Consider the following 24,449-nt stretch of genomic DNA (forward strand, 5'->3'; position numbering starts at 1 on the left):
GCGGAGCAGGCACAATGAGCATCCCGATCAAAACCAATCGCGTGCTGATCGCTATCGGGCTGGACCTGGCATTAACCCTCATGTCACTCTGGCTGTCGGCGCAGATACGGTTGTGGTTGCCGTTCGGACAGGACCTGAATGCACCCAATGTGGCGTTAGGCTGGCCTGTGTATGCGTTGGCCGTGTTGATTTGGGGGATCGTGCTGGCCCAGTTCAATCTATACTCGCGACGCCGTGCGCGCTTTCGGGAAGAATCGCGCGCGTTGACCTTGGCCGTGCTGACCGCGCTGTTGATTTTGGCCGGCGCGTTGTATTTGAGCTTTCGACAGGTCTCGCGTTTACAGTTTATCTATTTCGGCGTGATCAACATCGCGTTATTGAACGCCGCGCATGGCATCCGCTTCTTGCGCCGGCGATCGGGCGCCGCGCGCGATGCCTGGCGCGTGCTGATCGTCGGCGCAACGGGCATCGGGCGCGAACTGGCCGAGCGCATCATGGCCGGCGCACCGGGCGAGGCGCTGGTGATCGGCTTTCTGGACGATCACCTCCCGAAACACACCCAAGTCTGCGCCGGCGCGCCGGTGCTGGGACGCATTGACGATGCGCCGCGCGTGGCCGTCGAGGCCGGCGCATCGGAAGTCATCCTGGCGCTGCCGCGCGACGCCCAAGCCCGCCTGTTGACGCTGATCGCGCAGATGGAGGCATTGCCCATCCAGGTCAGCCTGACGCCGGATGTGCTAGACCTGGCCTGGTTCATGACGCGGGTGGAAGACCTCAACGGCATCCCGCTGTTGCGGCTGCGCGAGTCGCCGCTGGACGGGCCGGCGCGGGCGGTCAAGCGCGTGATGGACATTGCGCTCTCGGCCCTGGGGTTGGCGTTGGCCGGCCCGCTCATGGCGCTGATCGCGTTGCTGATCAAGCTGGATTCACCCGGCCCGGCGCTCATCCGCCAGCAGCGCGTGGGCGAAAACGGCCGGCTGTTCGAGATGTTGAAGTTCCGCACGATGCGCGCCGATGCGCAGCACAACGCGGAGCATAGCTTGCCGCACAAGCGGCGAGACGACCCGCGCGTGACACGGCTGGGGCGCTTTCTGCGCCGGTATAGCCTGGACGAATTGCCGCAGTTGATCAATGTGCTGAAAGGCGAGATGAGCCTGGTCGGGCCGCGACCGGAGCTGCCCTGGCTGGTGGATCGCTATGAGAGCTGGCAGCGCCGGCGCTTTGCCGTGCCGCCCGGCATGACCGGCTGGTGGCAGATCAACGGGCGCAGCGACCGTCCGATGCACCTGCACGTTGAGGATGACCTGTATTACATCCGCCACTACTCGCTATGGCTGGATGTGCTGATCTTGCTCAAAACTGTGCCGGCAGTGCTAAGCGGACGAGGGGCATTCTAGGGCAGCGATGCTCGTCGGCTGGCCGGTCGCAACAGCGCTTCGTACTGATCGGTCACACGATCCCAAGAGTAGCACATTTGTGCGTGCAAGCGCGCGCGCCGGCGATATTCGGCGATTGTGTCAGGGCGGCTCAACAAGTGGACCAGCACCTCGGCCAGCGCCACGCTGCCGCGTTCGCCGCTGTAGCTGAAGCCAGCATCGCCGATGGTTTCAAGATTTTCGGCCGTATCGTTCACGATGACACAATTCCCAAAAGCCATGGCCTCGACCAGCGCCGGATGGGTGCCGCCGACTTCAGAGGTCTCTACGAAGATCGCTGCATTGCTCGCCAGTTCAGCGTAGGCTTCACCAAACTGATAGCCGGTGAACACGATAGAAGGGTTGCGCTGTGCGCGAGCTTTGAGCGAGGCGATGTAATCGGCAGCGTAAGGGGCGTCGCCGGTGATCACGCATTTCATGTCGCGTACTGCGTGTTGCGTGTTGTGCAGTTGAAGCCAGGCGTCAACAAGGTGATGGGCGCAGTTTTCGGGGACGAGCCGGCCCACGAACAACACGTACTGGCCGGGGGTCAGACCAAAACGGCGCAGCACGTCGCCGGGTGGCTTGGGCAGCACGTCTGCGCCGTAGGGAATGAAAACTGTCTCTGCGTCATACTCGCGCCGGTAGTAGTCCTGCACGCGGCGCGAATCGGTAACAACGACGTGCGCTGCCTTGGTCGCCACGCGCTCTGATGCGCGAATGTAAACGCGGGCGAGCCAGCCCCACTTGCGGCGCTTCCAGTCCAACCCATCCACATTGAGGATGACGCGCGTCCGGCTGAAGAGCCGCGGAATCAAACACAGCGGCGCGTTGCCGGCGATGAACACGATCATGGCGTCGTAGCTCTGTGTGAGTGCATGCGCCATCGAAAGCGCCGTGTGGGTGATGGTGTCAAGGTGTTTGGTAGCAACGCCGCGCACACGCACCAGCCGCATTCCCTTGTATGTTGGCTCGGCAAAATGGATGTGATGGGCGCGGTTGTACACGGTGACGCGATGGCCGCGCTGCACTAAACGCACGCCGAGATTCTCAGCGCACGTCTCGAAGCCGGAGTACGACGCCGGCACGCCGCGCGTGCCGACGAGAGCAAGGTTAAAGCTCATCGCCAGCCTGATCTTTCAGCCATACGTAGAATTCGGGGCTGACATCGGTGGGAGCAGACAGTAGCCTAAGCCCATGCGCCGATAACAAGGCGTCAAGGTCGGCGCGGTTACGGGGAACAAGCAGCAGCGCTCCATCGGGAAGCGAAGCAAGCGCCTCGGGCGTCACCTGATCGCCAGGCAAACGCTGCCAAACAGTCTGTACACCCTCCTTTTGCAAGTAATACTCCGGCCCAAGATACACCCAGAACGGTGCAATAAACAGCAAAGCAGGCTTTGTCCGGGCATGCGCAGCAATTGTCTGAGCAACCGGCCTCAGCCTGGCGCGCTCGACGCGATGCAAGTCCGCGTTGATGTAAACGATGCTGCTGAGGACAAGCCCGCCCATCAGTGCACCCGACAAGGCCAAGCGTAAGACACGAGAACGCAACAGAGACAAAAGCGCGCCAAGCAGCACACCCACAAGCACCAGGCGCGCTGGTTGCAAAAAGAGGAATTGGCGCGGGTGAAAGAAGTACCCCACCCGAGCATTCAAGGCGACCACAGCAACGATGGCTAACCCTATCCCCAGCAACAAAGCAATCACCCAAGGTGCGCGACGCATGTGCAGCACAGCGTAGATCGCCGCCAATCCACTGAGCGCCATCATCACGGTGGCAAATGTATCCTGTCCTGGGGCAATGGCCGACGCTCTGAAAGCCGGCGCTAGTTCCAGGCCGGCCAAAATGGAATACCAGACTCGATCGGACGAAAACTGCGCCCCGAAGGGGTGCTGTGCCACCTTCAATCCTGCCAAGAACCAGGGCAAGAAGAGCAGACCTCCACACATCATGGCGGTCATGAGCCAGGCAGACAATTGCAGCCGCTGGGCCGGGCGCGTCAGACCCACTGCAGTAACAAACGCCGGCAAGACTACCAGCACAGAGTACACGTGGCCGTACAGCGTCAGGGCGGTCGCCCCAGCTAACGCCGCCCAGGTCAGCGACATGCGCCGCAGCTCTCCGCGGGCGATAAGCACGCTTAGGCAGAAGATTGCGCTTGCGCCCGCCAGACCCAATGCATAGAAACGCACCTCCTGGGCATAGCGGATCGCCGACGGCGAGATAGCTGCCAACAGGCCAGCCCACATACCTGCGGCGGGATGCAACGCACGCCCGGCGCGCCAAACCAGGGCAACTGCAAGCATGCTCCAAAATAGAGGATCGAAGCGCAGCACCAACTCCGACGTGCCGCCCAGGCGGGCCGTGGCAAAGGTAGATAAATAAGCCAGCGGCGATGCGCCGTAGTGCTTGCGCACCACGTCCAGCGTCTGGGCCGGCGTGGGCTTGAGCGCCGCCAACACCTGGCCGACCTCGTCATACCACAGATCGTAGCGCTCAATGTTCCACAGCCGCAGGGCAAAGGCAAGCCACAGGAGCGGCAGCCATATCCGCCGGCTCATCGGCTTTGCTCTCCGCCAAACGCAAAACGATACGCCTCGGCTGTGAGCCGCGCCGTGCGCGCCCAGGAGAACTGCTGCGCCCGCCGCAGCCCACGCGCGCGCAGTTCAGCCCGCAGCTCTGGATCGGTCAACACACGGCGGATGGCCTGCGCGATCGCCTCAGGATCAGTGGGGTCCACCAGCAACGCTGCATCGCCGGCCACCTCCGGCAGCGCAGTGACATTCGACGTGATCACCGGCGCGCCGCACTGCATCGCCTCCAGCACAGGCAGGCCGAACCCTTCATACAGCGAGGGAAAAACAAATGCCTCACAGCCACTGTACAGGCAGGCTAAGACATTAGGATCGTCAATGTAGCCAACCATCACAATTTTATTAGAATTTATCTCACTAGCAAATACACACCTCAGACGTCTTGCGAGTTTAGTATTTGTATTAGCAGCTAGTACCAGTTGAACAGGTGAATCACTTGATGAATGGTATCTCAGAAAGGCTTCCACCAACCGAAAAACGTTCTTACGGGTTTGGAAAGAACCTGCCCAGAATAGATAAGGAGGCCGGACACCCAAATTCTTGACAACTTGACTTGCATAATCATTAGACCTTGGATAAAGAGATGCTGCTGCACCACCAAGCATAACAAAGATTTTGCCATAGGCGAATGGATAGACACGCTCTATCTCCTTTTTGCTAAACTCAGAATCAGTCACTATAGCTTTTGCTCGCGCAGCAGTAAAAAATCCGAAAAAATTTTGCAATATAATATTTCTTAAACTGTGATAGAAAGGTCGCTGCCTATAGCTTACATCGTGGATTGTAACCACACAGGGGAGATTGTCCCAGAACGGACCATGGTAAGTTACATGATAACCCTTTGCCTGAATGCGTTGAGTAGCACGCGGTATCTCAATAAAACGCTTGAAGTCGCTATTAGATGTCATACGCAAAGCGATTTCTGAAATATCTTGCTCTAATCGTACGTAAGGTTTAACTAGCGCACGAATCTCAAATCCAAGAGCCAACAACTGCGACTGTTGCCTCACAAGATTAAGGATGTAGGTCTCGTTACCTGTCTCTCGCCCGCCCACCATGTGGGCATCTAAAAGCACACGAATAGAACTGTCACTCATAGTTTTGAAGCTGCTTTGTATTTATAGATAACCATATCGCAAGGCAAGGGGCAAAGTGATCATCCTAACGCTCCAGCAATGGGCCAACGACAACTCCGTTCGCCAGGCCTCATCTGGTTGAACTATGATCTCATCGCGGCCCAGACGATCGGGGTTAGCGCCAAAGACATGGTGCCCCCGCACGTGGAACTCTCGTGTGGAGGCCGGAGCTTTCAGCTCTGGAACACCCACAAAACGCAACAGTGAGTTTAGCATCGTCACTGGCGCGCGCGCAAAATCCTCGTACCGCATGCGCATGTAGTGCTGATGAAAGAAAGGGCGCATCATCCCGAGCAGTGCATTTTCGCGCAGCCAGGACATGGCGCTGCGCCAAGGACTCTGCCGCCGCACCTGTTGTGCGCCCGTCGTGCGCCATGCCTTGGCGCGCTGCCATGAATAGGCCACAGCCCGTGGATCACGCACCAGATGCGTCACCCGCACCTCAAGCGCGGGTTGACGTGCCAGCAGCAAGACGTAGGAAGGCCACTTCGAGGTATCCACAATCACTCGACAACGCGTCACGCGCTGAATGGCCAGGTACAGATGCACGGTGTGCTCCAGGAATTCTCGCTGCATGGCACCCCACTGCGGTCGCCGACGAAACGCCTCCTCCAAAAATACATGCCGCGCCCGGCTCGTTGCGTCGCGCAGAAAGCGAAGGCGCGCAATCATGCGCGCATCCGGGACGCAGCCAAAGGCCTCCTCAAACACTGCACGCCACAGTTCGCAGCTCAACATTGGCGCGCCACAGCTACACAGCTCATCTGCCAGTGGGGTAGGCCCCCACAGCGCCTGCAACTCTCCCGCGTAAAACACCGACTCGCCCTGGGCAAGCAACATACCGATCACTGTGCTCCCGCTGCGACCGGAAGCATATAAGCTCAGCACAATCGGGCGAGGATCATCGCGGCCGATATTCTGCCATTGCCCGCTCATAAGCTAATCGTAGACCACAATAGTGCTGTTCAGGATTGTATTCAGCGATCACTCGCGCGTAACCCGCCATTCCCATGTCACGCGCCGCTTTTGGATGCCCCAGCAACCAATCTATTCGATCTGCTAGCGCCTCGACATCTCCAGGCGGTATCAGCCAGCCATCTGTTCCCTGCCGCACCACCTCGGGCAGTCCACCGATAGCCGAGGCTACCACAGGACGCCCTACAGCAAACGATTCTAATACCACCAGTCCGAACACCTCCGGCCAAACCGAAGGCACGCTGCTCAACACACCGCGAGCATACACCGTGGCCACAGCCGATGGATCGACCGCGCCCAAAAATTGAGCGTCTAAGCCTAGCCGGCCTGCCTGCTGTTGCAAGCAGTGACGCTGCGGCCCATCGCCCGCAATTACGACCGTCAAGTTCGATCTCCGCAGGCGCGACGCGGCCTGCAACAAGAGATGCACCCCCTTTTGCCGCCACAGGCGCGCAACGCAGACAATGACCGCCGGTTCTGCAGGGGGCAACAGAAGGGATGGAGAGGCTTCTATGAAATGCGGCAAAGTAAAGAAGCGCCTGCGCGGCCAGCCAAAACGAACAAATTGCTCAACAAGCGCCTGGCTCGGCGCGATGAAGAGCGCACACCGCCTTTGAACATGCACCATGCCGAACAGCCAGGTGTCCAATGCGGAGAGCGCGCTGTTTGCTAGGCGACCATGACTACAACGATAGCGCACAGCGTTCCAGTAGCGCCCACCGCGACACGCCTCGCACACAATCCCTTCTCTTTCGCGAAACAACACGCTGACCGGACAGATGAGCTGGTGGTCATGCAGCGTGTAGACGCACGGCACATCTGCCATCTCAATAGCATCCAGCAAAGCAATGGAGAAATGGATGTGATCGTGCAAGTGAACAATATCGAAGCCCTCAAGACGCAGCCAAGACGCCAAGCGACGTACATCGGGATTGTAGAGGCGCTTAAGACCCGCCCGAATGCGCTGCCATCTAGATGTGGCATCCACAGCAAGACGCGGCAATACGCGTGCCGGACACCCCCAAGTGCGAATAGAAGGGTCCATACTCAGCAAAGTCACTTGGCCGCCGCCTTGCTGCCATAGCTGCGCCACCTGCTTCACATAGCGCTGTTTGCCGCCGAACGGACGGGCATCACGCAGCACATGCAAGACCTTCATAAGCTACAAACGGCGAGGCGGCGCATCAGCGCCGCCTCACTTCAAGCAAATCGGCTGACCTAACGAATTACACAAAACGCAATCAGCGGTTGTACGCGTTGTAGACGTCTGATTGCTTCGCGCCACGCGACATTGTGACGATCGCCTTGATCTTGGCGCCGGAAGGCGCAGTCACCCGCACACTGCCCTGGAAGTTTGAGCCGAAGATGGTGTTCAAGTTGGGAGATGTGACCCCAGTCCCTCCACCACGGTCAAGGCTGCCACCGGTGCGGGTGTTAATAGCTATGGAACGCCCCGGTCCCAGCGTCAAGCTCTCACCGGGCAAGAAGTAGGTGCTCTGGTTGCTTGCGTTGAGCGTGAATTGTGTCGTTCCATCGTTGCGCACAAATTCGATTGTGGTCAGCGTAACCGTCACTGAATCCAGGTTCATGATTTGCAGGTTGCCAAATTCCGTGAAATCGGCAATGTTGGTAAAGTCGTTGCAGCTACTGCACACTCGCGCAAAGCGCGGTGCCACGATCGTGTGCGTTGCACCTGATTCAGTCAACAGCTTGTAGCCCCCTGCAGTGTTCTGCGCCGCGGTGGCCGGCGGATTGAAGATGTAACCGATCCCAACCACAGGCGCCTGAGATTCAATGATCGCCGACCCCAGGAAGTTGCCACCCATCTCCGCATACATAGGATTAAGGGGCCCACTGGGGTTATTATCGTTATTGAAGGGGTTCGTCAGATAGGCCCCATAGGGCGGCAAGGACTGTACGATCTGATTGGTGAGCACCTGGAAGGGCGAACGGCGAATGGCAGTAATGGTGATCACATTGGTCGCGCCGGTGGTGTTCTGCACAAACAACGACGAATAAGCGTTGAAGGTGCTAGCCACGGTGAGTACGCAGACGCCACCCACACAGTTGCGGAATAGCGCAGGGGAGTAGAGCTTGGTGGCGGCATCTGCAGGAGTGGGCATGGCATACCCAGCTGCCCAGTTCTGATTTTGGCTCACCACATCCCAGTGACGCTCAACAAAACCTGCAATAGGCTGCGTGGCGGTCACCACAGCGGAGGCATTACCATTCCATAAAGTGACGCCCGGCCAGTCTGCATCTATATTCGTGCGTAGTGTGATCGAGCCATACGGTTGCAGCGTTATTGGGCTGCGTGAATAGCCTGTGCCGCTATGATACACAGTGACGTAAACATTGGCCACAGAACCAGTAGTGTTCTGGATGGTCATGCGTGACGTGCTCAGATTGACACCGGACAGCCTGATAATCTGCGGGGCATAAAGTTCTGTTGAACCACTGGTGAAAGCGGCATAAGAGATCATTTCTTCACCGTAGCCATTTCCGGAGGTGCCCTTGCCCGTGTATGCAGTCCGCGCTACAGCCAAGATTTCCTGGTCTGCGCTGAGCACGACACTACCGACCCAGTTCGCGCCCAGTGCGCCAATGCTGCTGACATCCACCGCTATGGTGTTGAGAGCATTGAGCGCGACACCAGGGCTGGTGAAGGTTGGGGTGCTGCCAACAGGTGGGTAATAAGCCGCTACGAAAGTCGCGTTGTTGCTTGTCGGGTTATGCACAAAGTAAGTTGTGCTACCTGTGCCATAGGTAATCGAGATATCTGCATGTACAACTCCAGGAGCCTGGAGCGCCATCGCAAGCGATAGCACCACAGCAGTTGAAACGCTGAGAAGCCTGTTTTTCCGTCTAATCATGTTTGTTCCTCCAGATAGATCGAGTTATGCGATTACAGTTAGGACAGCCTCATCGCCACGATAATAGGGCATTGTCAGTCGATTGTCTATACCTCTTTTGGGTTAGGGTGTAGCGCAGATTTGTGGGCGACCTTTTCTGCAGCGGGAGCAAAATAGGGGATATGAGACCATCAACCGCATCCGGCCACGCGCAGCGGCGCGAACAGTTCCTGGCCCTGGCCGCCCAGGCCGATGAAGCATTAGAGACATGGTATGACCAGCATCCGGACGCTGCGTTCGCTGAGATCGAAGCCCTGCGACAGGCGCTGATGGGCCGTGGATTGGAGATTCTGATCAATCAACGCCCGCACCGCGCAGACATCACCCAGCCGCGCGGAGCGGATGCGCTATGCGGAGTTCCGTACGCAGGGCTGCCGATTGGCAGCGGCGTGGTGGAGAGCGGCCGCAAGACGGTGATTCAGCAACATCTGATCGGGGGGAACGGCGGCACGCCGCAGCCATGCTCGCCACCTTATGTGAATGCACAGCAATCGGCTAGGCGCCGCAATCGGTCAGCGCCGCCGGCGGTGACTGTCACAAATCTGCGCTACGCCCTCTCTTTCAATGTAGGCAAGCTTGAACAAACGCCTCTCTGACCGGCGCGAGGCAGCCTCTGGGCCGGTTGCACGGACGACAACCACACGCCCGCTCCGGTCCCGCCACGGGCTTCACCCCGCGCTGCCGACGCCTCAACGGTCCGGCAATGCGCTCATCCAACGCTTTGCCGCCGTCGGGCGCGCGCTTGCCCCTCGCCCAGACGTGCTGCGCCCGCGCCCGCCTCACCGGCCGCACCATGTGAAAGGCGCACGCCGGATGCTTTACCCCAAGCGTATCCGTGACGCTCAGAAACACACACTCACCGCTCATCACTCGCCAACGACGCGCCGTGACCGTGCGCAGAGTCATTCACGGGCAGCAACGCCGGGCGCCGGCTGAGGCACAGCACCATCAAGGATCGAATAGGCATATCCTACTGCGACGACCTGTGGCATGATTCAGGACACCAGAGCGACACGCCGCCAGGATGGTCGAGCGCCGATCATGAAAATCATCACACCCGAGAGCCTATACGACATCGTTCTACTCGACGACGCGCGCGTTTCTCCCGACGGCGCCTACGTCGCCTTTGTGCACACAAGCGTAGATCGCAGCGGCAACAAATACAACCGCACGATCTGGATCAAAGACCTGACCGACCGGCGCGCGCCGGCGCGCCCGCTCACCGCCAGCGTCAAAGATGGATCGCCGCGCTGGTCGCCGGATGGGCGCTATCTCGCTTTTATCTCGACGCGCGACGAGAAACCGCAGGTGTTCGTCTTGCCCATGCGCGAACCCGGCGAAGCGCGCAGCATCACCGCACACCCCAACGGCGTCGAGGCATTCGAGTGGTCGCCCGATGGCAAGCGCATCGCCTTTACCGCGCGTATGCGCACCGATGAGTGTGAACGGGAGGACGAGGCAGCCACCAAGGACGAAGGACGCAAGACGGAAGACGGAGAGAGCGCACCGGCGACGTTCAAAGACGCTTGGGAGCTGAAGCGCGAGAAAGAGCAAACGCAACACGAAGAGGAGATGCGGCTCGACCCGCGCGTCATCTCCCGCGTGCCCTATCGCACCGGCACGACGTTCATCGAAGATCGCTACGCGCACATCTACGTGGTGGACGTGCCGGCGTCCCTCGCCGAATTCAACGCGGGCCGGGCCTTTCGACTGACGCCGAATGACAGCGCAGCCAACTTCGCCCCACCGGTTTGGTCGGCCGACGGCAAGACGATCTACAGCGCCTACACCCGCGACCCGGATTCGGGCGAAATGTTCCGTTACGCCGACCTGGTTCGCTTTGACGCCGGCAACACGAACCCGCACCGACGCGGCTTCGAGCGCATCGCGCTGGCCGGTTACACGTGCTATACGCCGACGCCATCGCCGGACGGCCGATGGCTGGCCTTCGACCGCTCGTTCGAAGATCCGGCGGCCTATCAGCCGGCTACGCTGGCGATCGTGCCACTGCAGCCCGACGGCGCGGCCGATATGGATCACCTGATTGACCTGACCGACGCGCTCGACCGCAGTCTGGTCGCGTTCGCCTGGAGCCCGGACAGCCGCTTCCTCTACTTCACGCTCAGCAAGGACGGTGCGATCAACTTGTGGCGGGCGCGCATCCCGCGCACCCCGCCGCGCGCCCGGCGCATCGAGATCCAGCAAGTCACCCAAGCCATCCAAGAGATCAACGACTTCAGCGCGATGGCCGATGGCCGCGCGGTCTTCATCGCCAGCACCCCGGGCGACCCCAGCGCACTCTATGAACTGGATGCGCAGCGGCGCATCCGGCCTCTTTATCGGCCCAACAGCCGCTTCCTGGCCGAACACAGCATCGGCCGGGTGGCGTCCGTCCGCTACCGCTCCGAAGGCCGCACGATCCAGGGATGGGTCATTACGCCGCCGGACTTTGACCCGCGCCAGCGGTATCCGCTCGTTGTGCAGATGCACGGCGGGCCGCATGTGATGTGGGGCGCGGCGACACGCAGCATGTGGCATGAGTTCCAGGCCATGGCCGCAGCCGGCTACGTGGTGTTCTACTGCAACCCGCGCGGCTCCGACGGCTACGGCAGAGATTTCTGGCACGCCAATCGGGGCGATTGGGGCGATGGCCCGATGCGTGATGTGCTGCGCGGGGTGGATATCGTGGTCGGTCGCGGCTACATTGACGTTGAGCGGATGTGCCTGACCGGCGGGAGCTATGCCGGCTATCTGACGGCCTGGATCATCGGTCGAGACCATCGCTTCGCTGCCGCCTGCGCCCAGCGCGGCGTGTACAACCTGGTATCCATGCGCAACACGACGGACGTGCCTTTCTTCAACGACCGGGAGATGGGGGGGATCACGCCCTGGGACGATGCGCAGACGCTGTGGGCGCGATCGCCCATTGCGCTAGTGCCCAACATGCGGACGCCGCTGCTGATCGAGCACAGCGAACTGGACTATCGTGTGCCGATCGAGCAGGCCGAGCAGTTGTTCCAGGCCATGCGCCTACAGCGGAAGGTGGTTGAGCTGGTGCGTTGGCCGCGCGAGGGGCATGAGCTTTCGCGCAGCGGCGAGCCGAAGCATCGCGTCGAGCGCATCCAACGCATCATTCGATGGTTTAATACGCATGCGCGTCGTGAGCAGTGAAAAGCACTCGCTGTCTGTAAGCCGGTTTGTGCCCACGGCGGTCAAGGGCACGCGTTTCTACGGGCTGGCTCACCGCAACAAGCCGGAGATCAAACGGTTTGTCAAATTCGCCGTCGTCGGCGCCGGCGGGCTGGTCATTGACATCGGCTTGCTGAACATTTTTGAGCGCCATCTGGGCATGCCGGTGCCGCCTGCCGTTGCGCTCGCATTCATCATCGCCGCCACGAACAACTTCATCTGGAACCGCTTGTGGGTATATCCCGAATCGCGCACGCAGAAGAAGCGCCGGCAGATGCCGGTCTTCCTCGCCGTCAACGCAGCCGGTTTGCTCATCAACGAGCTGATCTTCCTGTTGTTCCAGGCGCCCATCACTGCGCTCGTCCGCCTCATCCCCATCCCCTTCTTCCAAGCGCACTATCGGGGCATCGGCCTGAACGTCACCAAGCTGATCGCCGCAGTGGTCGTGATGCTGTGGAATTTCTTCGTCAATCGCTTCGTGACCTTCCGCAACGTAGCGTGGAAACGGAACATCCCGGCCGAGATCGAACCGGCCGACAGTGCGCTCTGATGCCGTGTTTCCGAATGTGTGATACTTGGCATCCGCCGTCGGGCGTTCGCTGTGGCGCGCATCACGATTGACTACACGCCGGCCATCCACCAGGACGCGGGCATCGCGCGGCTAACGCGCGAGGTCGTGCGCGCCGTGCTGGCATCGGGCGCGCCTCATGAGTTCCGCCTGTTCGTCATGGGCCGGCCCGCGCCCGGTGTGCCGCTCTCCAACCTGATGAACACGCGCGAGTTGCCGCTGCATGTCTCGCGCATGAGCGACCGTTGGCTCTACCGGCTGTGGTTTCGCGCCAACGTGCGCGCACCGGTGCAGCTCTTCAGCGGCCCGTGCGACCTGTATCACGCCACCGACTTCGTGCTGCCACCATTGCGCGATGGCACGCCCAGCGTGCTGACGGTGCACGATCTCTCGTTCGAGCGCGATCCCGACTCCGCGCCGCCGCGCCTCATCCCCTTCCTCAAGCGCGTGGTGCCCGATTCGGCCCGGCGCGCGACGCACATCGTCGCCGATTCGCACGCCACCGCGCGCGACCTGACGGCGCTTTACGGTGTGCCGCCGGAGAAGATCACCGTCATCCATAGCGGCGTGGACGGGCGATTCACACCCTATCGCGATACGCTCTACATGCAGCGCCGGCGCGCCTACGTGCTGAAGAAATACGGCATCGGCGACGCGCCGTTCATCCTCACCGTCGGCACGCTGCAGCGGCGCAAGAATCACCTGCGCCTGGTTCAGGCCTTTGCCAAGCTCATCGCGGCGCGTTCCGGCGCCCGCACGCCGCTGCTCGTGATCGCTGGCGGCAAGGGCTGGCTGTACGACGAGGTGCACGCCGAGGTGCAGCGGCTCGGATTGGGCGAACGCGTCAGGTTCATCGGCTACGTGGAGGATATGGACCTGCCGCACCTGTACCGCGCCGCGGCCGCCTTCGCCTTCCCTTCGACCTACGAGGGCTTTGGCCTGCCGCCGTTGGAGGCGATGGCCAGCGGGGTGCCGGTGGTCACCTCCAACGTCTCGTCGCTGCCGGAGGTGGTCGGCGAGGCCGGCTTGCAAGTGGATCCGCTCGACGTAGACGCGCTGGCGCGCGCGCTGGAGCAGGCGCTGAACGACGAGGTGTGGCGGCGACACTGCATTGCGCGTGGGCTGGCGCGGGCCGCGCAGTTCACTTGGCAGCGCGCCGCCGAGCAACTCCTCGCCGTGTATGAGCGCGTGCTGCGGCAGTAGAATCGGTGGCATGGCCTTTTCGGTCACCGAGGAACAGCTTCAGGCGCTCCGCGAGCGCATGCGGCGCGAGCAAGCGCGCGCCGCGAAGCGCGCCGCCGAAGCGCGCGCCCACTTGCCCGAGATCGTGCGCATCCTCGTCGAGCGCTATGGCGCAACGCGCGTGGTGTTGTTCGGGTCACTGGCCCGTGGCGACTTCGACGAGGGCTCGGACATAGACATCGCCGCCGACAATCTCGCCGGTGTCCGCCTGTATCAGGCCATGGGTGAGTTGAGTCGCAACGCGCCCTGCTGGGTGGACCTGAAGCCGTTGGACGAGCTGCCGCCGGCTTTCTGTGCACGCGCGTTCAGGACGAGTGAGGTGCTGTATGACCGTGCTCAAGCCGGAGCGACTTGAACTTCTGGCTGCCGACATTCGCGAAGCATCCAATCAGCTCGACAAGATCGTGCGGGGCGTCCAGGAAGTGTTAGTGCTTGCTGAAGATGACCCCGCGCGCCGTCACATCTACACAGAAAGCCTCGCCCTGAAGCTACAGTCGTTCTATACCGGTTGTGAGCGTGTCTTTCGAGTCATTGCCGATGAGCTGAATGGCGGATTGCCATCCGGTAGCGATTGGCATCTCCGGTTGTTGCAACGCGCCAGCGTTGCATACCGCGATCGTCCGCAGATCATCGCAAAGACGACCGCCGACGCGCTCGACGACTATCTCGCCTTTCGTCACGTTGTGCGGAATGCCTACACCTTCGACTTGGATGCTGAGCGCGTCGAGGAACTTGCACGCAGCTTACCGACAACGTTCGACGCATTCTCGCGTGACCTACAGCGATTCGTCGCCTGGCTGGAGGACACAGCCGCGCGGCTATCAGACCACTGATCCTGCGTCGTCATGGATGAAACCATCTCTCCGCCCCGCCTGCGCGACCTGCCGGTCAGCGCGCGCGCTCAGGCATTGGGCTTGAACAGCGAGCAGGCCGACGTGTTGCGCGCCGGCCTCTCGCTCGAACAAGCCGATCACATGATCGAGAACGTGATCGGCACCTTCGCCCTGCCGCTGGGCGTGGCGCAGCACTTCGTCGTGAACGGCCGGGAGATCGCGGCTGTGCCGATGGTCATCGAAGAGGCCAGCGTGGTTGCGGCGTGCAGCTATGCCGCTAAGCTGGCCCGCGCTGCCGGCGGGTTCACCGCCGGCAGCAGCTCCCCGATCATGATCGGCCAGATTCAGGTGCTGGACGCGCCTGACCTCGAAGCGGCACGCGCACGCATCGCTGCCGAAGCCGACGCGCTGATCCACTGGCTGAATCATGACAACCCCTCGACGTGCAGCCGGCATGCGCGCGCCGTGGGACTCGAAACGCGCGCGCTGGCCGGCCCGCCGCCGATGCTCATCGTGCACGTGCTCTACGACTGCGGCGACGCGATGGGCGCCAACTTGATCAACACGGCATGCGAGGCGCTTGCCCCGCGCATCGCTCAGCTTGCCGGCGGGCGCGTCAACCTGCGCATCCTCTCTAACCTGAGCGACCGGCGCATGGCCTGGGCGACCTGCACCATCCGCGCCGAGCTGCTGGCTTCACGCGCCGATAACGCGATCTCGCCGGAAGAGATCGTCGCGCGCATCGTCGAAGCGTCGCGCTTCGCCGAACTGGACCCCTACCGCGCTGCGACGCACAACAAGGGCATCATGAACGGAATTGACGCAGTGGTGATCGCCACCGGAAACGACTGGCGCGCCGTCGAGGCCGGCGCGCACGCCTACGCCGCGCGCGACGGCCGCTACACGGCGCTGGCGACCTGGCGCGCGAACGAGGCTGGTGACTTGGTCGGTCGCATCGAATTGCCGCTAGCCGTAGGCATCGTGGGCGGGGCGACGCGCGTTCACCCGACGGCGCAGCTTGCGTTGAAGTTGCTCGGCGTTCAGACGGCGCGCGAGCTGGCCGAGATCATCGCCTGCGTGGGGTTGGCGCAGAACTTCGCCGCGATTCGCGCATTGGCAATGGAGGGCATCCAACAGGGGCACATGACGCTGCACGCCCGGCAGATTGCCATCGCTGCCGGTGCGTCGGGCGAGGATATCGAGCGCATCGCTGCGCAGCTCATCGCCGAGAGGAACGTGCGACTGGAGCGGGCGAAAGCGCTGGTCAGGCGCGATCCTTCGCCTCTTGCTTGAACGACGCCTGGGCCAGGATGCCACTCGCCAATAGCGCCTGCTCGATGGCCTGCTCGATCTCGTGCTGATCCTCCTGGCGCACCACGGCTTCCTCGTGCGCCGCTTTCAAGATGAGCGGATAGCCCCCGCCCAGACGGGCGTGGCGGTGCAGCACGGCGCATAGCGCGCCGATCGCGCCGGCGCACCATTGCGGCGCTTCAATGCGCGCGATGATCGGCCGCCCTGGCTCGCCGAAATTGACGTAGCACGCGCGCACGGCATGCTCGCCCAGGTATTGCGGCGCGTTCACCTCCCAGCGCGGGTCGAACAGCGCCGTGCGATGCGCCGGCGCCAATTCGCGCTCCAGCAAATGGCGATCGAAGACGCCGGCGACCTCGCGCTCGCGTTCACGCAGCGTTCGCTCGGTCACCGCATCCGGGGATAAGCCGGCCAGCGCACAAGTGCGTGCGATGCTGTTGCTGTTGGGCCGGTCAATATAACCACACACCCACGCGCCGCAATCGCGTATCACGCTCAGCGCAGCTTTGAGCGGGTTGAGCAATCGCTCGGCGTCGTACGCCAGGTTGCGTGAGGTGAGCAGCGCGAACGGGACGAGCGAACCATCGGCAACCAGCACGGGCTGCAGGTCGGCGTCGCGCGCCATCCGGCAGGCCTGCGCCATCAGCTCGATCTCCATCAGATCGCGCAGATTGACGATCTCGGCGGGTGGCTTGAGCTCGCCAGTGCGTTCGTCGAACAGCGCGCTCTCCTCGATCAATTGCGATCGCTTGACGCGGCGCAACTGTTCGACCAGTGGATGGCGGGATTCGCCGTAGACGAGACCGGCGCAGCCCACTTGCACGTAGGCAAAGACGAAGGGTTTGTGGCGATCCGGCAGGATCTGCGAGCCGTCGGCGGCAACCAGCGCATAGCGATCCGGTTCCTGGCCGAAGGGGAACTGTCGGTTGATCGGCTCGCCGGCATCGAACAGCGCGCTGGCCCAGCGCAGGCCAGGGATGCGTGTAGCGGCGCGGCAGGTCTCCAGCAGTGCATCGGCATGAGCGAAGCCGTCGCGCAGCGGCGCGCATAACTGCGCCAGCCGATCCTCGCGGTGGCAGCGCGTGGTCTGATAGGCCTGGGCATAACGATTAATCTGCTCGTGAAGCTGGCGAACGTCAAACGGCATGGGGTAAATGAATTTGACAGAACTCACAACAAGCCATCGTCTATTATGCCCGTTGCGAGTCGAACATCTTCCACGTGTTCCACGGCGAGCCTTTGCACGGCTTTAATCGCCATCAAGCCGACCTTTAACGACGAATTCCTCGAATCGCACAACATCGTAGCGCCGATTCGCGCGGCGGTGTTGCGCGAGACGATAACCCGGGCTATTGACCGCGCCGCGCGCGATTGCTGGCCGGCGGAACACATGACCGCTCATCGGGCATGAGCCTGATTTTGCAACAGTTTACTTTGGGCATGCGCGTTGCTCCTGACCCGATTACGGCGGCATGACCTCGACCGGCACCACAACGCGAATGGTCGTGCGATATTCCACCACCACGTAGAGCGGCGCAGCCGGCGCTTCGTCCAACTCGTCGGTGAAGGTGAAGCGCCCGTTGCGATTGGTGCGCGTGCGGCCGAGCAATGTTGCGTTCGATCCGTCCGGCTCCTCGCTCAGGCGGATCGAGATGCGAGCGTTCGGCGGCCAATTCTTGCCCGTCACCTGCAGTTGCACGCTCTGGCTCAACACAGCCGTCACCGTCGGCGACGGCGTCGCAGTTAGAGTGGGTGTAGGCGTAGGTGTGAGCGTAGAGGTAGGCACAGGTGTAGATGTCGGTGTTGATGTAGGCGTGGGTGTCGAGGTAGGCGTAGGCGTCGCCGGCTCTTGCGTTGGCGTGCTGGTCGGCTTGGGTGTGTCGGTGGGTTGTGGCGTGAACGTCGCCGTCGGTTGCGGCGTCGGCGTGAACGTGTGGGTCGGCGACGGCGTTGGCGTGCTGGTCGGCTCGGGTGTGTCGGTGGGTTGTGGCGTGAACGTCGCCGTCGGTTGCGGCGTCGGCGTGAACGTGTGGGTCGGCGACGGCGTTGATGTAGGCAAGGGGATTGGCGTGGCCGTCAACGTCGGCGCCGGAGTCGGTGTAGCCGTCAACGTCGGCAGCGGGATTGGCGTAGCGGTGGACGGCGGCGGAACTTGCGTTGGGATGGGTGTTGCTGTCGCCGTCGGCGGCACGGGCGTCGGCGTGGCTGTCGGTGTGGGCGATGCCGGCACGGGCGTCGGCGTGCGGGTCGGGGATGGCGATGGGGTAGCCGGCGGCAACTGGAAGATGCTGAAGCGAGCCGACGCGACGCCGGAGCGCTCGAAGTACTCGATGCGGAAGGAGTACGGACGGGCGCCCAGCGTCACGTCGGTTGAGACATCGCGTGCCGCACCCTCTCGCCAATCGTCCAACACCAGCACATTGTCCAGCCACATGCGCACGCCGTCGTCCACGCGGAAGGTGAATCGGTAGGTGCCCGGCGCAAACTCCAGCGCGCGCGTCCAGCGGGCCGAGAAGTTATCGGTCGGGATGCGCGAGTCGGGCGAACCGTAGCCCCAGTTGAAATCAATCACTGCATCGTTGCGAATGATGACGGGCGGGCCGGCCAGGTTCGGGTTCGCGTAATACTCGCCGCGCCATTCGGTGAATGGAGGTAAGACGATCGTGGTCGGCGCCGGCGTGGGCGGCGCAGGCGTCCGAGTCGGGCGCTGCGGCGGGCGCGTGGGCGCGACGCGCGTCGGCGTCGGCGTCTGTGTGGGCGGCGCGGGCATCGCCGTGGGAGCCAACACGGTCAGCGCATCCGTGGCGAAGCGGCCGACGATGCGGGTTTGCGCATACACCTGCCAAACGCCCGATGGGGTCTGCGCGGGAATGGTGGTGGCCAGCTCGAACCGGCCATTTGGATCGGCGCGGATCACGGCAAGGACGATCGAGCCGGTGCCCGTCGTGGGCACGGTGGAGACCAGCCCCAAGGTGATCTCCTCGTCTGCATCCCAATTTGAACCGATGATGTTCGCCACTTCGCCTGCTGTGATTCGTTTCGGGACGACGATGATGAAGGGCAGCGGTTTGGCCGGCGTCGCCGTGGGCGTGGGCGGCATCGGCGAAAGCAGCACCTGGCACGCCGTGAGCAGTGAGGCTACAATCGCTCTGGCAACGATGCCGACGACGTTTTGAAAACTATGCCGCTTGAACGCTTTCATGCTCATCGCTTTTGCTTGCGCGTCTATTCAACTCGCGGAACATCCGCGCTCCGCGTAAATTGCCCTTGACGCTCATGGGAGGCTGCCCGGCACACCGGCGAGATGCGCCACGCACGAGATCTATCCGGCGCGCATCCGACCGGCGCTTGCGGTTCAGCCTCCGGCGCGTCAACGTGGCTCGCGTTGTAGACGCTGGGCGAGCACATCGAGTTCCTGGTGAGTTTATGCGCAGATGGCGAAAATTAACAAGTCCTAAGACGATCTTTGCAATCGCTCAGCAAGGCAGCTCCTCGGCCTGGCTGCTCGGCACGAACGAGGGTCTGTGGCGCTACGCCGGCGGCGAAGCATGCGAGCCGCTCGCCGAGCTGCTCAAGCACATATCGCTGACCGCCGTCGCCGCATGCGGCAGCGCTTGGCCCGAAGCCGGCCTGATCCTGGTGGGTGCCAACGACGGCATCGCCTATTCTGGCGACGGCGGCGCAAGCTGGACCGCCGGCGCACTGCGCGAGCCGGCCCAGATCGCGTTTATCGTCGCCTCGCCGGCCTTCGATCAGGATGGCGTCGCCTTCGCGGCGACCACGGCGCATGGCGTGCTGCGCTCCACCGATGGCGGTCGGTCGTGGGTCTATCGCAACTTTGGCCTGCCGGATCACGAGGTCACTGCGATCGCGCTCTCGCCGATGTTCCCCGTGGACGGCACGCTCTTCGTCGCCGTCACCGGCGGCCTGTTCTACAGCACGAACCGCGGCGAATCGTGGCGGCTGTCGCCCATCGAGCCGGCGGTGCTGCCGCTGTCGGGCATCGCCTTTGCGCGCAATGCGCTGATCGTGGGCAGCGAATCGTGCGGCCTGTATCACTCGACCAACCGTGGCGCAAGCTGGAGCAAGCGCAGGGCGTTCAGCTCCGGCCCGATCAGCGCGCTGGCCGTGTCGCCGGATGGGACGAAGATCGCCCTTGCCACGCCGATGGTGGTTGCGTTGTCGTCCGACTTCGGCGAGACGTGGGAGCGCACCGCGGGCCGCATGCCGCGCGACCCGCTGGCGCTGTGGGTGGGCGACGACGGCGTAGTGCTGTGCGGCACGCAGCAGAACGGTTTGTGGGTATACACATGAAGGTCGCAGCGCGCGCATGGCCGCGTCGCCCGCAACCCAGACTCAGCCTTAAAGCATATTGACCATGGAATCCCAACGCATCGAGGACAATGTCCGCACCTATTCGCGACCGAGCGACTTGAAAATCACCGACGTGCGCGCGGCGGCGCTGCAACTGACGCCGACGGGCTGGATGTGCCCGCTCATCCGCATTGACACCAACCAGGGCATCTACGGCATCGGCGAAGTGCGCGACGGCGCGAGCAAGAACTACGCGCTCATGCTCAAGCGCCTGTTGATCGGCGAGAACCCATGCAACGTAGATAAGCTCTTCCGTAAGGTCAAGCAGTTCGGCGGGCACGCGCGGCAAGGCGGCGGCGTGTCCGCCGTTGAGATGGCGTTGATGGACCTGGCCGGCAAGGCCTACGACGTGCCGTGCTATATGCTGGCCGGCGGCAAGTTCCGCGACAAAGTGCGCATGTACTGCGACACGCCCAACGAATCGACCGGCGAGGCGATGGGCAAAAAGCTCCAGGGGCGCATCGCCAAAGGCTTCACCTTCCTGAAGATGGATGTGGGGATCGAGATGCTGGCCGGCATTCCGGGCGCGTTGTGCGCGCCCGCCGGCATGTTGGAGACCCGCACGGTCATGCATCCCTTCACCCACATTCGCCTGACCGACAAAGGCATCCGCATCCTTGCCGAATACGTCGCGCAGGTGCGCAGCGTGATCGGCGACGAGATCCCCTTGGCGGTGGATCACTTCGGCCACATCGGCGTTGAGGACGGCCTGCGCCTGGGCGAGGCGTTGGAGCCGTTCAACCTGGCCTGGCTGGAGGACATGGTGCCGTGGCAGTTGACCGACCAGTGGCGCATGCTGCGCAACCATCTGAAGACGCCCGTGTGCACCGGCGAGGACATCTACCTGCACGACAACTTCAAGCCGCTGTTCGAGGCGCAGGCGATCTCGGTGTGCCATCCCGATCTCGCGACGGCCGGCGGCATCCTGGAGACGAAGAAGATCGGCGACCTGGCGCAGGAATACGGCATCAGCATGGCGATTCACATGGCCGGCTCGCCGGTGTCCACCATCGCCGCCGTGCACAGCGCCGCCGCTACGGAGAACTTCATCGCGCTGGAGCACCACTTCACCGACCTGCCCTACTGGGACGATTTCGTCACCGGCATCCCCAAGCCGATCATCCAGGACGGCTACATCCCCGTGCCCGACGGCCCCGGACTGGGCATCGAGTTGAACGAGGACGTGATCCGCGCGCACCTCACGCCCGGCGACCCGGCCGGCTACTTCGAGCCGAGCACTTACTGGGACGCCGACCGGTCGTGGGATCGGTTGTGGTCGTAGTACACACCACCCCTGGCCACCCGATCCCGAATCGCTCCGGCAGCGTCACGATTCTCCACCGCACCGACAAGCCCAACTCCCACCCTCGCCTGCATCACTGCGTCAGTCGCTTGCTGCGCTAGGGTGCGCTGGCATCCCGTGCAGCAGTAACGACGCGCTGTGACCGTGCGACGCCCCTACACATCTATGTGGCCGTGCCCCAGCCTTGCAGTGTGGCGCATCCGCAGCGTGGACACGCCGACGGACGCGCTGCCGGCTCTTGCCCGGCCTCGGGAGAGCGGAGGATCATTTTGCGCATCGTTCTTCACCGGTCTCGCAGTTGTGTGTCCACTCCAGAGACCGCACCCAGGATGGGATCTATGCTCCGAATCACGTATGATTGCGCCGTGACCACCATCGCACAATCGGCCATCGAAGATCGTCAAACGCTCGTCCCCATAGACTCCCATCGCAACGTCCTGGCGTTCACCGGTGACATCGCGGCATTCATGGTCGGCACTTACTTTATCCCGGCGACGACCGTGCTGGTGGGTCTGGCGTCGCAGCTCACCGATGACAAGACGCTCATCGGCGTGGTGGGCATGACGTGGTCGGTGACGTGGTTTTTGCCGCAGCTCGTCGCGGCGCACATCGTGCGGGGCCAACGCTGGCAGAAGCCCTATCTGATCATTCCCAGCCTGATCGGTCGCAATGCGCTGTTGGTGATTGCGCTCTGGTTGCTCATCACCCGGGCGCAAGCGCCGATCCTGACCATATGGGTATTGGTCGGGTGTCTGACCATCTTCAACGTGTGCGATGCGTTGGCCGGCGTGGCCTGGTTCGATATGATGAGCCGGGCGCTCTCGCCGCGCATGCGCGCGCGCAGCGTCTCGATCGGCCAGTTCATCGGCGGTCTCTTCGGCATGGGCGCCGGACTGATCGTGGAGCGCGTGTTACAGCCGGACGGATTGCCCTTCCCGCAAAACTACGCGTTCATTTTTGGCTGCACCTGGCTCTGCATGGCGATCTCGCTGGCCATCATCAGCCTGCTGCGAGAGAACCCGATGACCGAAACGGAACACGCCCACACACAAAACGCGGGTTTCATCGCCAGCTTGAAAGCAGCGATGCGCACCGATCCCGTCTTCCGGCGCGTCATGATCGTGCGTCTCCTTACCGGCATCGAGCTCATGGCGGCCTCGTTCTATCTGGTCTTCGCCAAGGATCAACTCGGCCTCGACGATTCAGCCACCGGCATCTTCAACATCGCGTTGATCATCGGCGGCATCGCCGGCATCGTTTTGTTCGGCTGGCTGGCCGACCGATTCACGGCGTTGAGCGTGGTGCGCGCAGCCGCGCTCATGCAGTTCGCTGCGCCCGTGCTGGCGCTGCTCTTCGCGCTGGCGGTTTTGCTGCGCGGCGCGCCGGCTCGTGACGTGGCGATTGCCGGTTTCATCGCGATCTTTGCGCTGCGCGGGGCGATCGAACATTCGCTGGTGCTCGGCGCGCTCGGCTATCTGCTGGATAGCGCATCGGAACGACACCGCGCCATGTACATCGGCGCCATCAACACGCTCGGCGGCGGAGTCGCTTTGTCGCCGGTCGTGGGTGGCGTCTGGATAGATACACTTGCAGCGCGCAGCCAGGCCGCAGTCGCCTATGCAGTCATGTTCGGCTTCATTGCTGTGCTGGTGGCTTGCGGTGCATGGTTGAGCTTCCGACTACCGCCGCTCAAGAAAGGTTAAGGCCTATCCTAAAACTGGGAAAACATGGGGCATGAGCAGTGAACACCCGCCCGAAGTGCAGCGCACGGCTAGCCAGCGCATACGATGCAGCGTAAAGCGGACCGCCGGTTACCGCCGTGCCCGATGACCTGTGGGAGCCGCTGATTCCCAGACATGTCAATACGCATCCCTTCGGCGACGGACGCCCGCAGGTGTCTGATCGGCAGTGTGCCGACGGCATCTATATTGTGCTGCGCACCGGTTGTCAGTGGAAGTCGCCGGATGAAACGGGGGTGTGTTCGGGTTCGGTAGCTCACCCACGCTTCTATGGCAGGCGGCGTTGGAACACCACGACGCGTTGAAAGGCTTGGACTGGGACTGGTTGAGTTTGGGCGGGGGAGAGGAGTGGCAAGAACCCGACCGACCGGGGCAAGCGGGGAGTCAAACGCAGCGCGCTGACCGAAGCCAACGGCATGCCGGTAGGTGTTGCCGTGGCCGGGGCGAACCGCCACGACGGGGTGCGCGCAACACCGGACAGCATCCCGGTGGCGCGTCCGACGCCGACGGCGGCCCGCCCGCAAGGGACGTGTGAAGCACGCAAGATGCTGGCGGAGTTCGGCTGTACGGCGCATATTCGTGCGCGGGATAAAGAAGCGCAGGCGATCAAGCGTGAGGCGGGGGTTCAAATCTCGACGGTGGGTGGGGGTGCGCACGCATCGCTGGCTGAATCGCTTTCGGGGTATTCTGATTTGTTGGGCGAAGCAAGCCGTGACCCATCCGGCACTGCTGCACATCGCGACGGCGGCCATTACCGCCCAAGCAGCAGGGTGTTCAGGATAGGCTCTAAGTTTAGGCCGGATTAATCTGGCCAGTAGCAGGCCGCCCGTTGTAGACGATCTTCGTTCGAGCGTGAT

General features: G+C 62.4%; 19 protein-coding genes and 1 pseudogene. 12 read left to right on the top strand and 8 right to left on the bottom strand.

Annotation, left to right across the window (positions count from 1 at the left end; genetic code table 11):
- Positions 1-14 precede the first annotated feature (14 nt).
- Positions 15-1,397, top strand: a complete 1,383-nt coding sequence (locus GXH28_RS01610; protein WP_169237261.1) for a sugar transferase — start codon at positions 15-17, stop codon at positions 1,395-1,397.
- Here GXH28_RS01610 and GXH28_RS01615 read toward each other — a convergent pair.
- From GXH28_RS01615 to GXH28_RS01640, 6 genes are all read right to left on the bottom strand, one after another.
- Complete coding sequence (locus GXH28_RS01615; RefSeq protein ID WP_169237262.1) at positions 1,394-2,539, bottom strand: glycosyltransferase; 1,146 nt, start codon at positions 2,537-2,539, stop codon at positions 1,394-1,396. The genes GXH28_RS01610 and GXH28_RS01615 overlap by 4 nt on opposite strands.
- Positions 2,529-3,977 (bottom strand): hypothetical protein, encoded by a 1,449-nt coding sequence (locus tag GXH28_RS01620; RefSeq protein WP_169237263.1) that lies wholly within the window; start codon positions 3,975-3,977, stop codon positions 2,529-2,531. The genes GXH28_RS01615 and GXH28_RS01620 overlap by 11 nt, the downstream gene beginning before the upstream one ends.
- Positions 3,974-5,107, bottom strand: coding sequence for a glycosyltransferase family 4 protein (locus GXH28_RS01625; protein WP_169237264.1), 1,134 nt, complete (start codon positions 5,105-5,107; stop codon positions 3,974-3,976). The genes GXH28_RS01620 and GXH28_RS01625 overlap by 4 nt, the downstream gene beginning before the upstream one ends.
- Before the next feature lie 21 nt (positions 5,108-5,128).
- Positions 5,129-5,986 (bottom strand): sulfotransferase domain-containing protein, encoded by an 858-nt coding sequence (locus GXH28_RS01630; protein WP_169237265.1) that lies wholly within the window; start codon positions 5,984-5,986, stop codon positions 5,129-5,131.
- Between the two features lie 61 nt (positions 5,987-6,047).
- Positions 6,048-7,280 carry a glycosyltransferase family 4 protein gene (locus tag GXH28_RS01635; protein WP_169237266.1) on the bottom strand — a complete coding sequence of 411 codons (1,233 nt, stop codon included), beginning with the start codon at positions 7,278-7,280 and terminating at the stop codon, positions 6,048-6,050.
- A gap of 82 nt (positions 7,281-7,362) precedes the next feature.
- Entirely contained in the window at positions 7,363-8,994 is a 1,632-nt protein-coding gene (locus GXH28_RS01640; protein WP_169237267.1) for a hypothetical protein, read from the bottom strand.
- A 161-nt stretch (positions 8,995-9,155) separates the two neighbouring features.
- Here GXH28_RS01640 and GXH28_RS01645 point away from each other — a divergent pair, with 161 nt between their 5' ends.
- The 7 genes from GXH28_RS01645 (at position 9,156) to GXH28_RS01675 (ending at position 16,158) form a co-directional block, all read left to right on the top strand.
- Positions 9,156-9,629 carry a hypothetical protein gene (locus GXH28_RS01645; protein WP_169237268.1) on the top strand — a complete coding sequence of 158 codons (474 nt, stop codon included), beginning with the start codon at positions 9,156-9,158 and terminating at the stop codon, positions 9,627-9,629.
- A 445-nt stretch (positions 9,630-10,074) separates the two neighbouring features.
- Positions 10,075-12,204 carry a S9 family peptidase gene (locus GXH28_RS01650; RefSeq protein WP_169237269.1) on the top strand — a complete coding sequence of 710 codons (2,130 nt, stop codon included), beginning with the start codon at positions 10,075-10,077 and terminating at the stop codon, positions 12,202-12,204.
- Positions 12,194-12,772 carry a GtrA family protein gene (locus GXH28_RS01655; protein ID WP_169237270.1) on the top strand — a complete coding sequence of 193 codons (579 nt, stop codon included), beginning with the start codon at positions 12,194-12,196 and terminating at the stop codon, positions 12,770-12,772. The genes GXH28_RS01650 and GXH28_RS01655 overlap by 11 nt, the downstream gene beginning before the upstream one ends.
- A gap of 18 nt (positions 12,773-12,790) precedes the next feature.
- Positions 12,791-13,993 (top strand): glycosyltransferase family 4 protein, encoded by a 1,203-nt coding sequence (locus tag GXH28_RS16770; protein WP_169237271.1) that lies wholly within the window; start codon positions 12,791-12,793, stop codon positions 13,991-13,993.
- Between the two features lie 10 nt (positions 13,994-14,003).
- Positions 14,004-14,387: a nucleotidyltransferase family protein gene (locus GXH28_RS01665; RefSeq protein ID WP_169237272.1), complete on the top strand. Its 384-nt coding sequence runs from the start codon at positions 14,004-14,006 to the stop codon at positions 14,385-14,387.
- Positions 14,359-14,865, top strand: coding sequence for a ribonuclease toxin HepT-like protein (locus GXH28_RS01670; RefSeq protein ID WP_169237273.1), 507 nt, complete (start codon positions 14,359-14,361; stop codon positions 14,863-14,865). Before GXH28_RS01665 ends, GXH28_RS01670 begins: the two co-directional genes overlap by 29 nt.
- Before the next feature lie 12 nt (positions 14,866-14,877).
- Positions 14,878-16,158, top strand: coding sequence for a hydroxymethylglutaryl-CoA reductase, degradative (locus tag GXH28_RS01675; protein ID WP_169237274.1), 1,281 nt, complete (start codon positions 14,878-14,880; stop codon positions 16,156-16,158).
- Here the strand turns inward: GXH28_RS01675 and GXH28_RS01680 are convergent.
- Together GXH28_RS01680 and GXH28_RS01685 are read right to left on the bottom strand one after the other, a co-directional pair.
- Entirely contained in the window at positions 16,130-17,350 is a 1,221-nt protein-coding gene (locus tag GXH28_RS01680; protein ID WP_169237275.1) for a DNA double-strand break repair nuclease NurA, read from the bottom strand. The genes GXH28_RS01675 and GXH28_RS01680 overlap by 29 nt on opposite strands.
- Before the next feature lie 288 nt (positions 17,351-17,638).
- Positions 17,639-19,378: a PA14 domain-containing protein gene (locus GXH28_RS01685; protein WP_169237276.1), complete on the bottom strand. Its 1,740-nt coding sequence runs from the start codon at positions 19,376-19,378 to the stop codon at positions 17,639-17,641.
- Between the two features lie 224 nt (positions 19,379-19,602).
- On the opposite strand from GXH28_RS01685, the gene GXH28_RS01690 reads away from it, so the two are divergent.
- The 4 genes and pseudogenes from GXH28_RS01690 to GXH28_RS01705 all read left to right on the top strand — a co-directional run bounded on the left by GXH28_RS01690 (position 19,603) and on the right by GXH28_RS01705 (position 24,375).
- Positions 19,603-20,490: a WD40/YVTN/BNR-like repeat-containing protein gene (locus GXH28_RS01690; RefSeq protein WP_169237277.1), complete on the top strand. Its 888-nt coding sequence runs from the start codon at positions 19,603-19,605 to the stop codon at positions 20,488-20,490.
- A gap of 64 nt (positions 20,491-20,554) precedes the next feature.
- On the top strand, positions 20,555-21,832 hold the full coding sequence (locus GXH28_RS01695; protein WP_169237278.1) for a mandelate racemase/muconate lactonizing enzyme family protein: 1,278 nt from the start codon (positions 20,555-20,557) through the stop codon (positions 21,830-21,832).
- A gap of 359 nt (positions 21,833-22,191) precedes the next feature.
- A complete protein-coding gene (locus GXH28_RS01700; protein WP_169237279.1) occupies positions 22,192-23,556 on the top strand; it encodes an MFS transporter in 1,365 nt (454 codons plus the stop codon).
- A gap of 128 nt (positions 23,557-23,684) precedes the next feature.
- Positions 23,685-24,375, top strand: a pseudogene (locus GXH28_RS01705) (transposase).
- Positions 24,376-24,449 lie beyond the last annotated feature (74 nt).

The organism is Candidatus Roseilinea sp. NK_OTU-006 (assembly GCF_012931985.1).
In the GTDB taxonomy this organism is placed as follows: Bacteria; Chloroflexota; Anaerolineae; order J036; family Brachytrichaceae; genus JAAFGM01.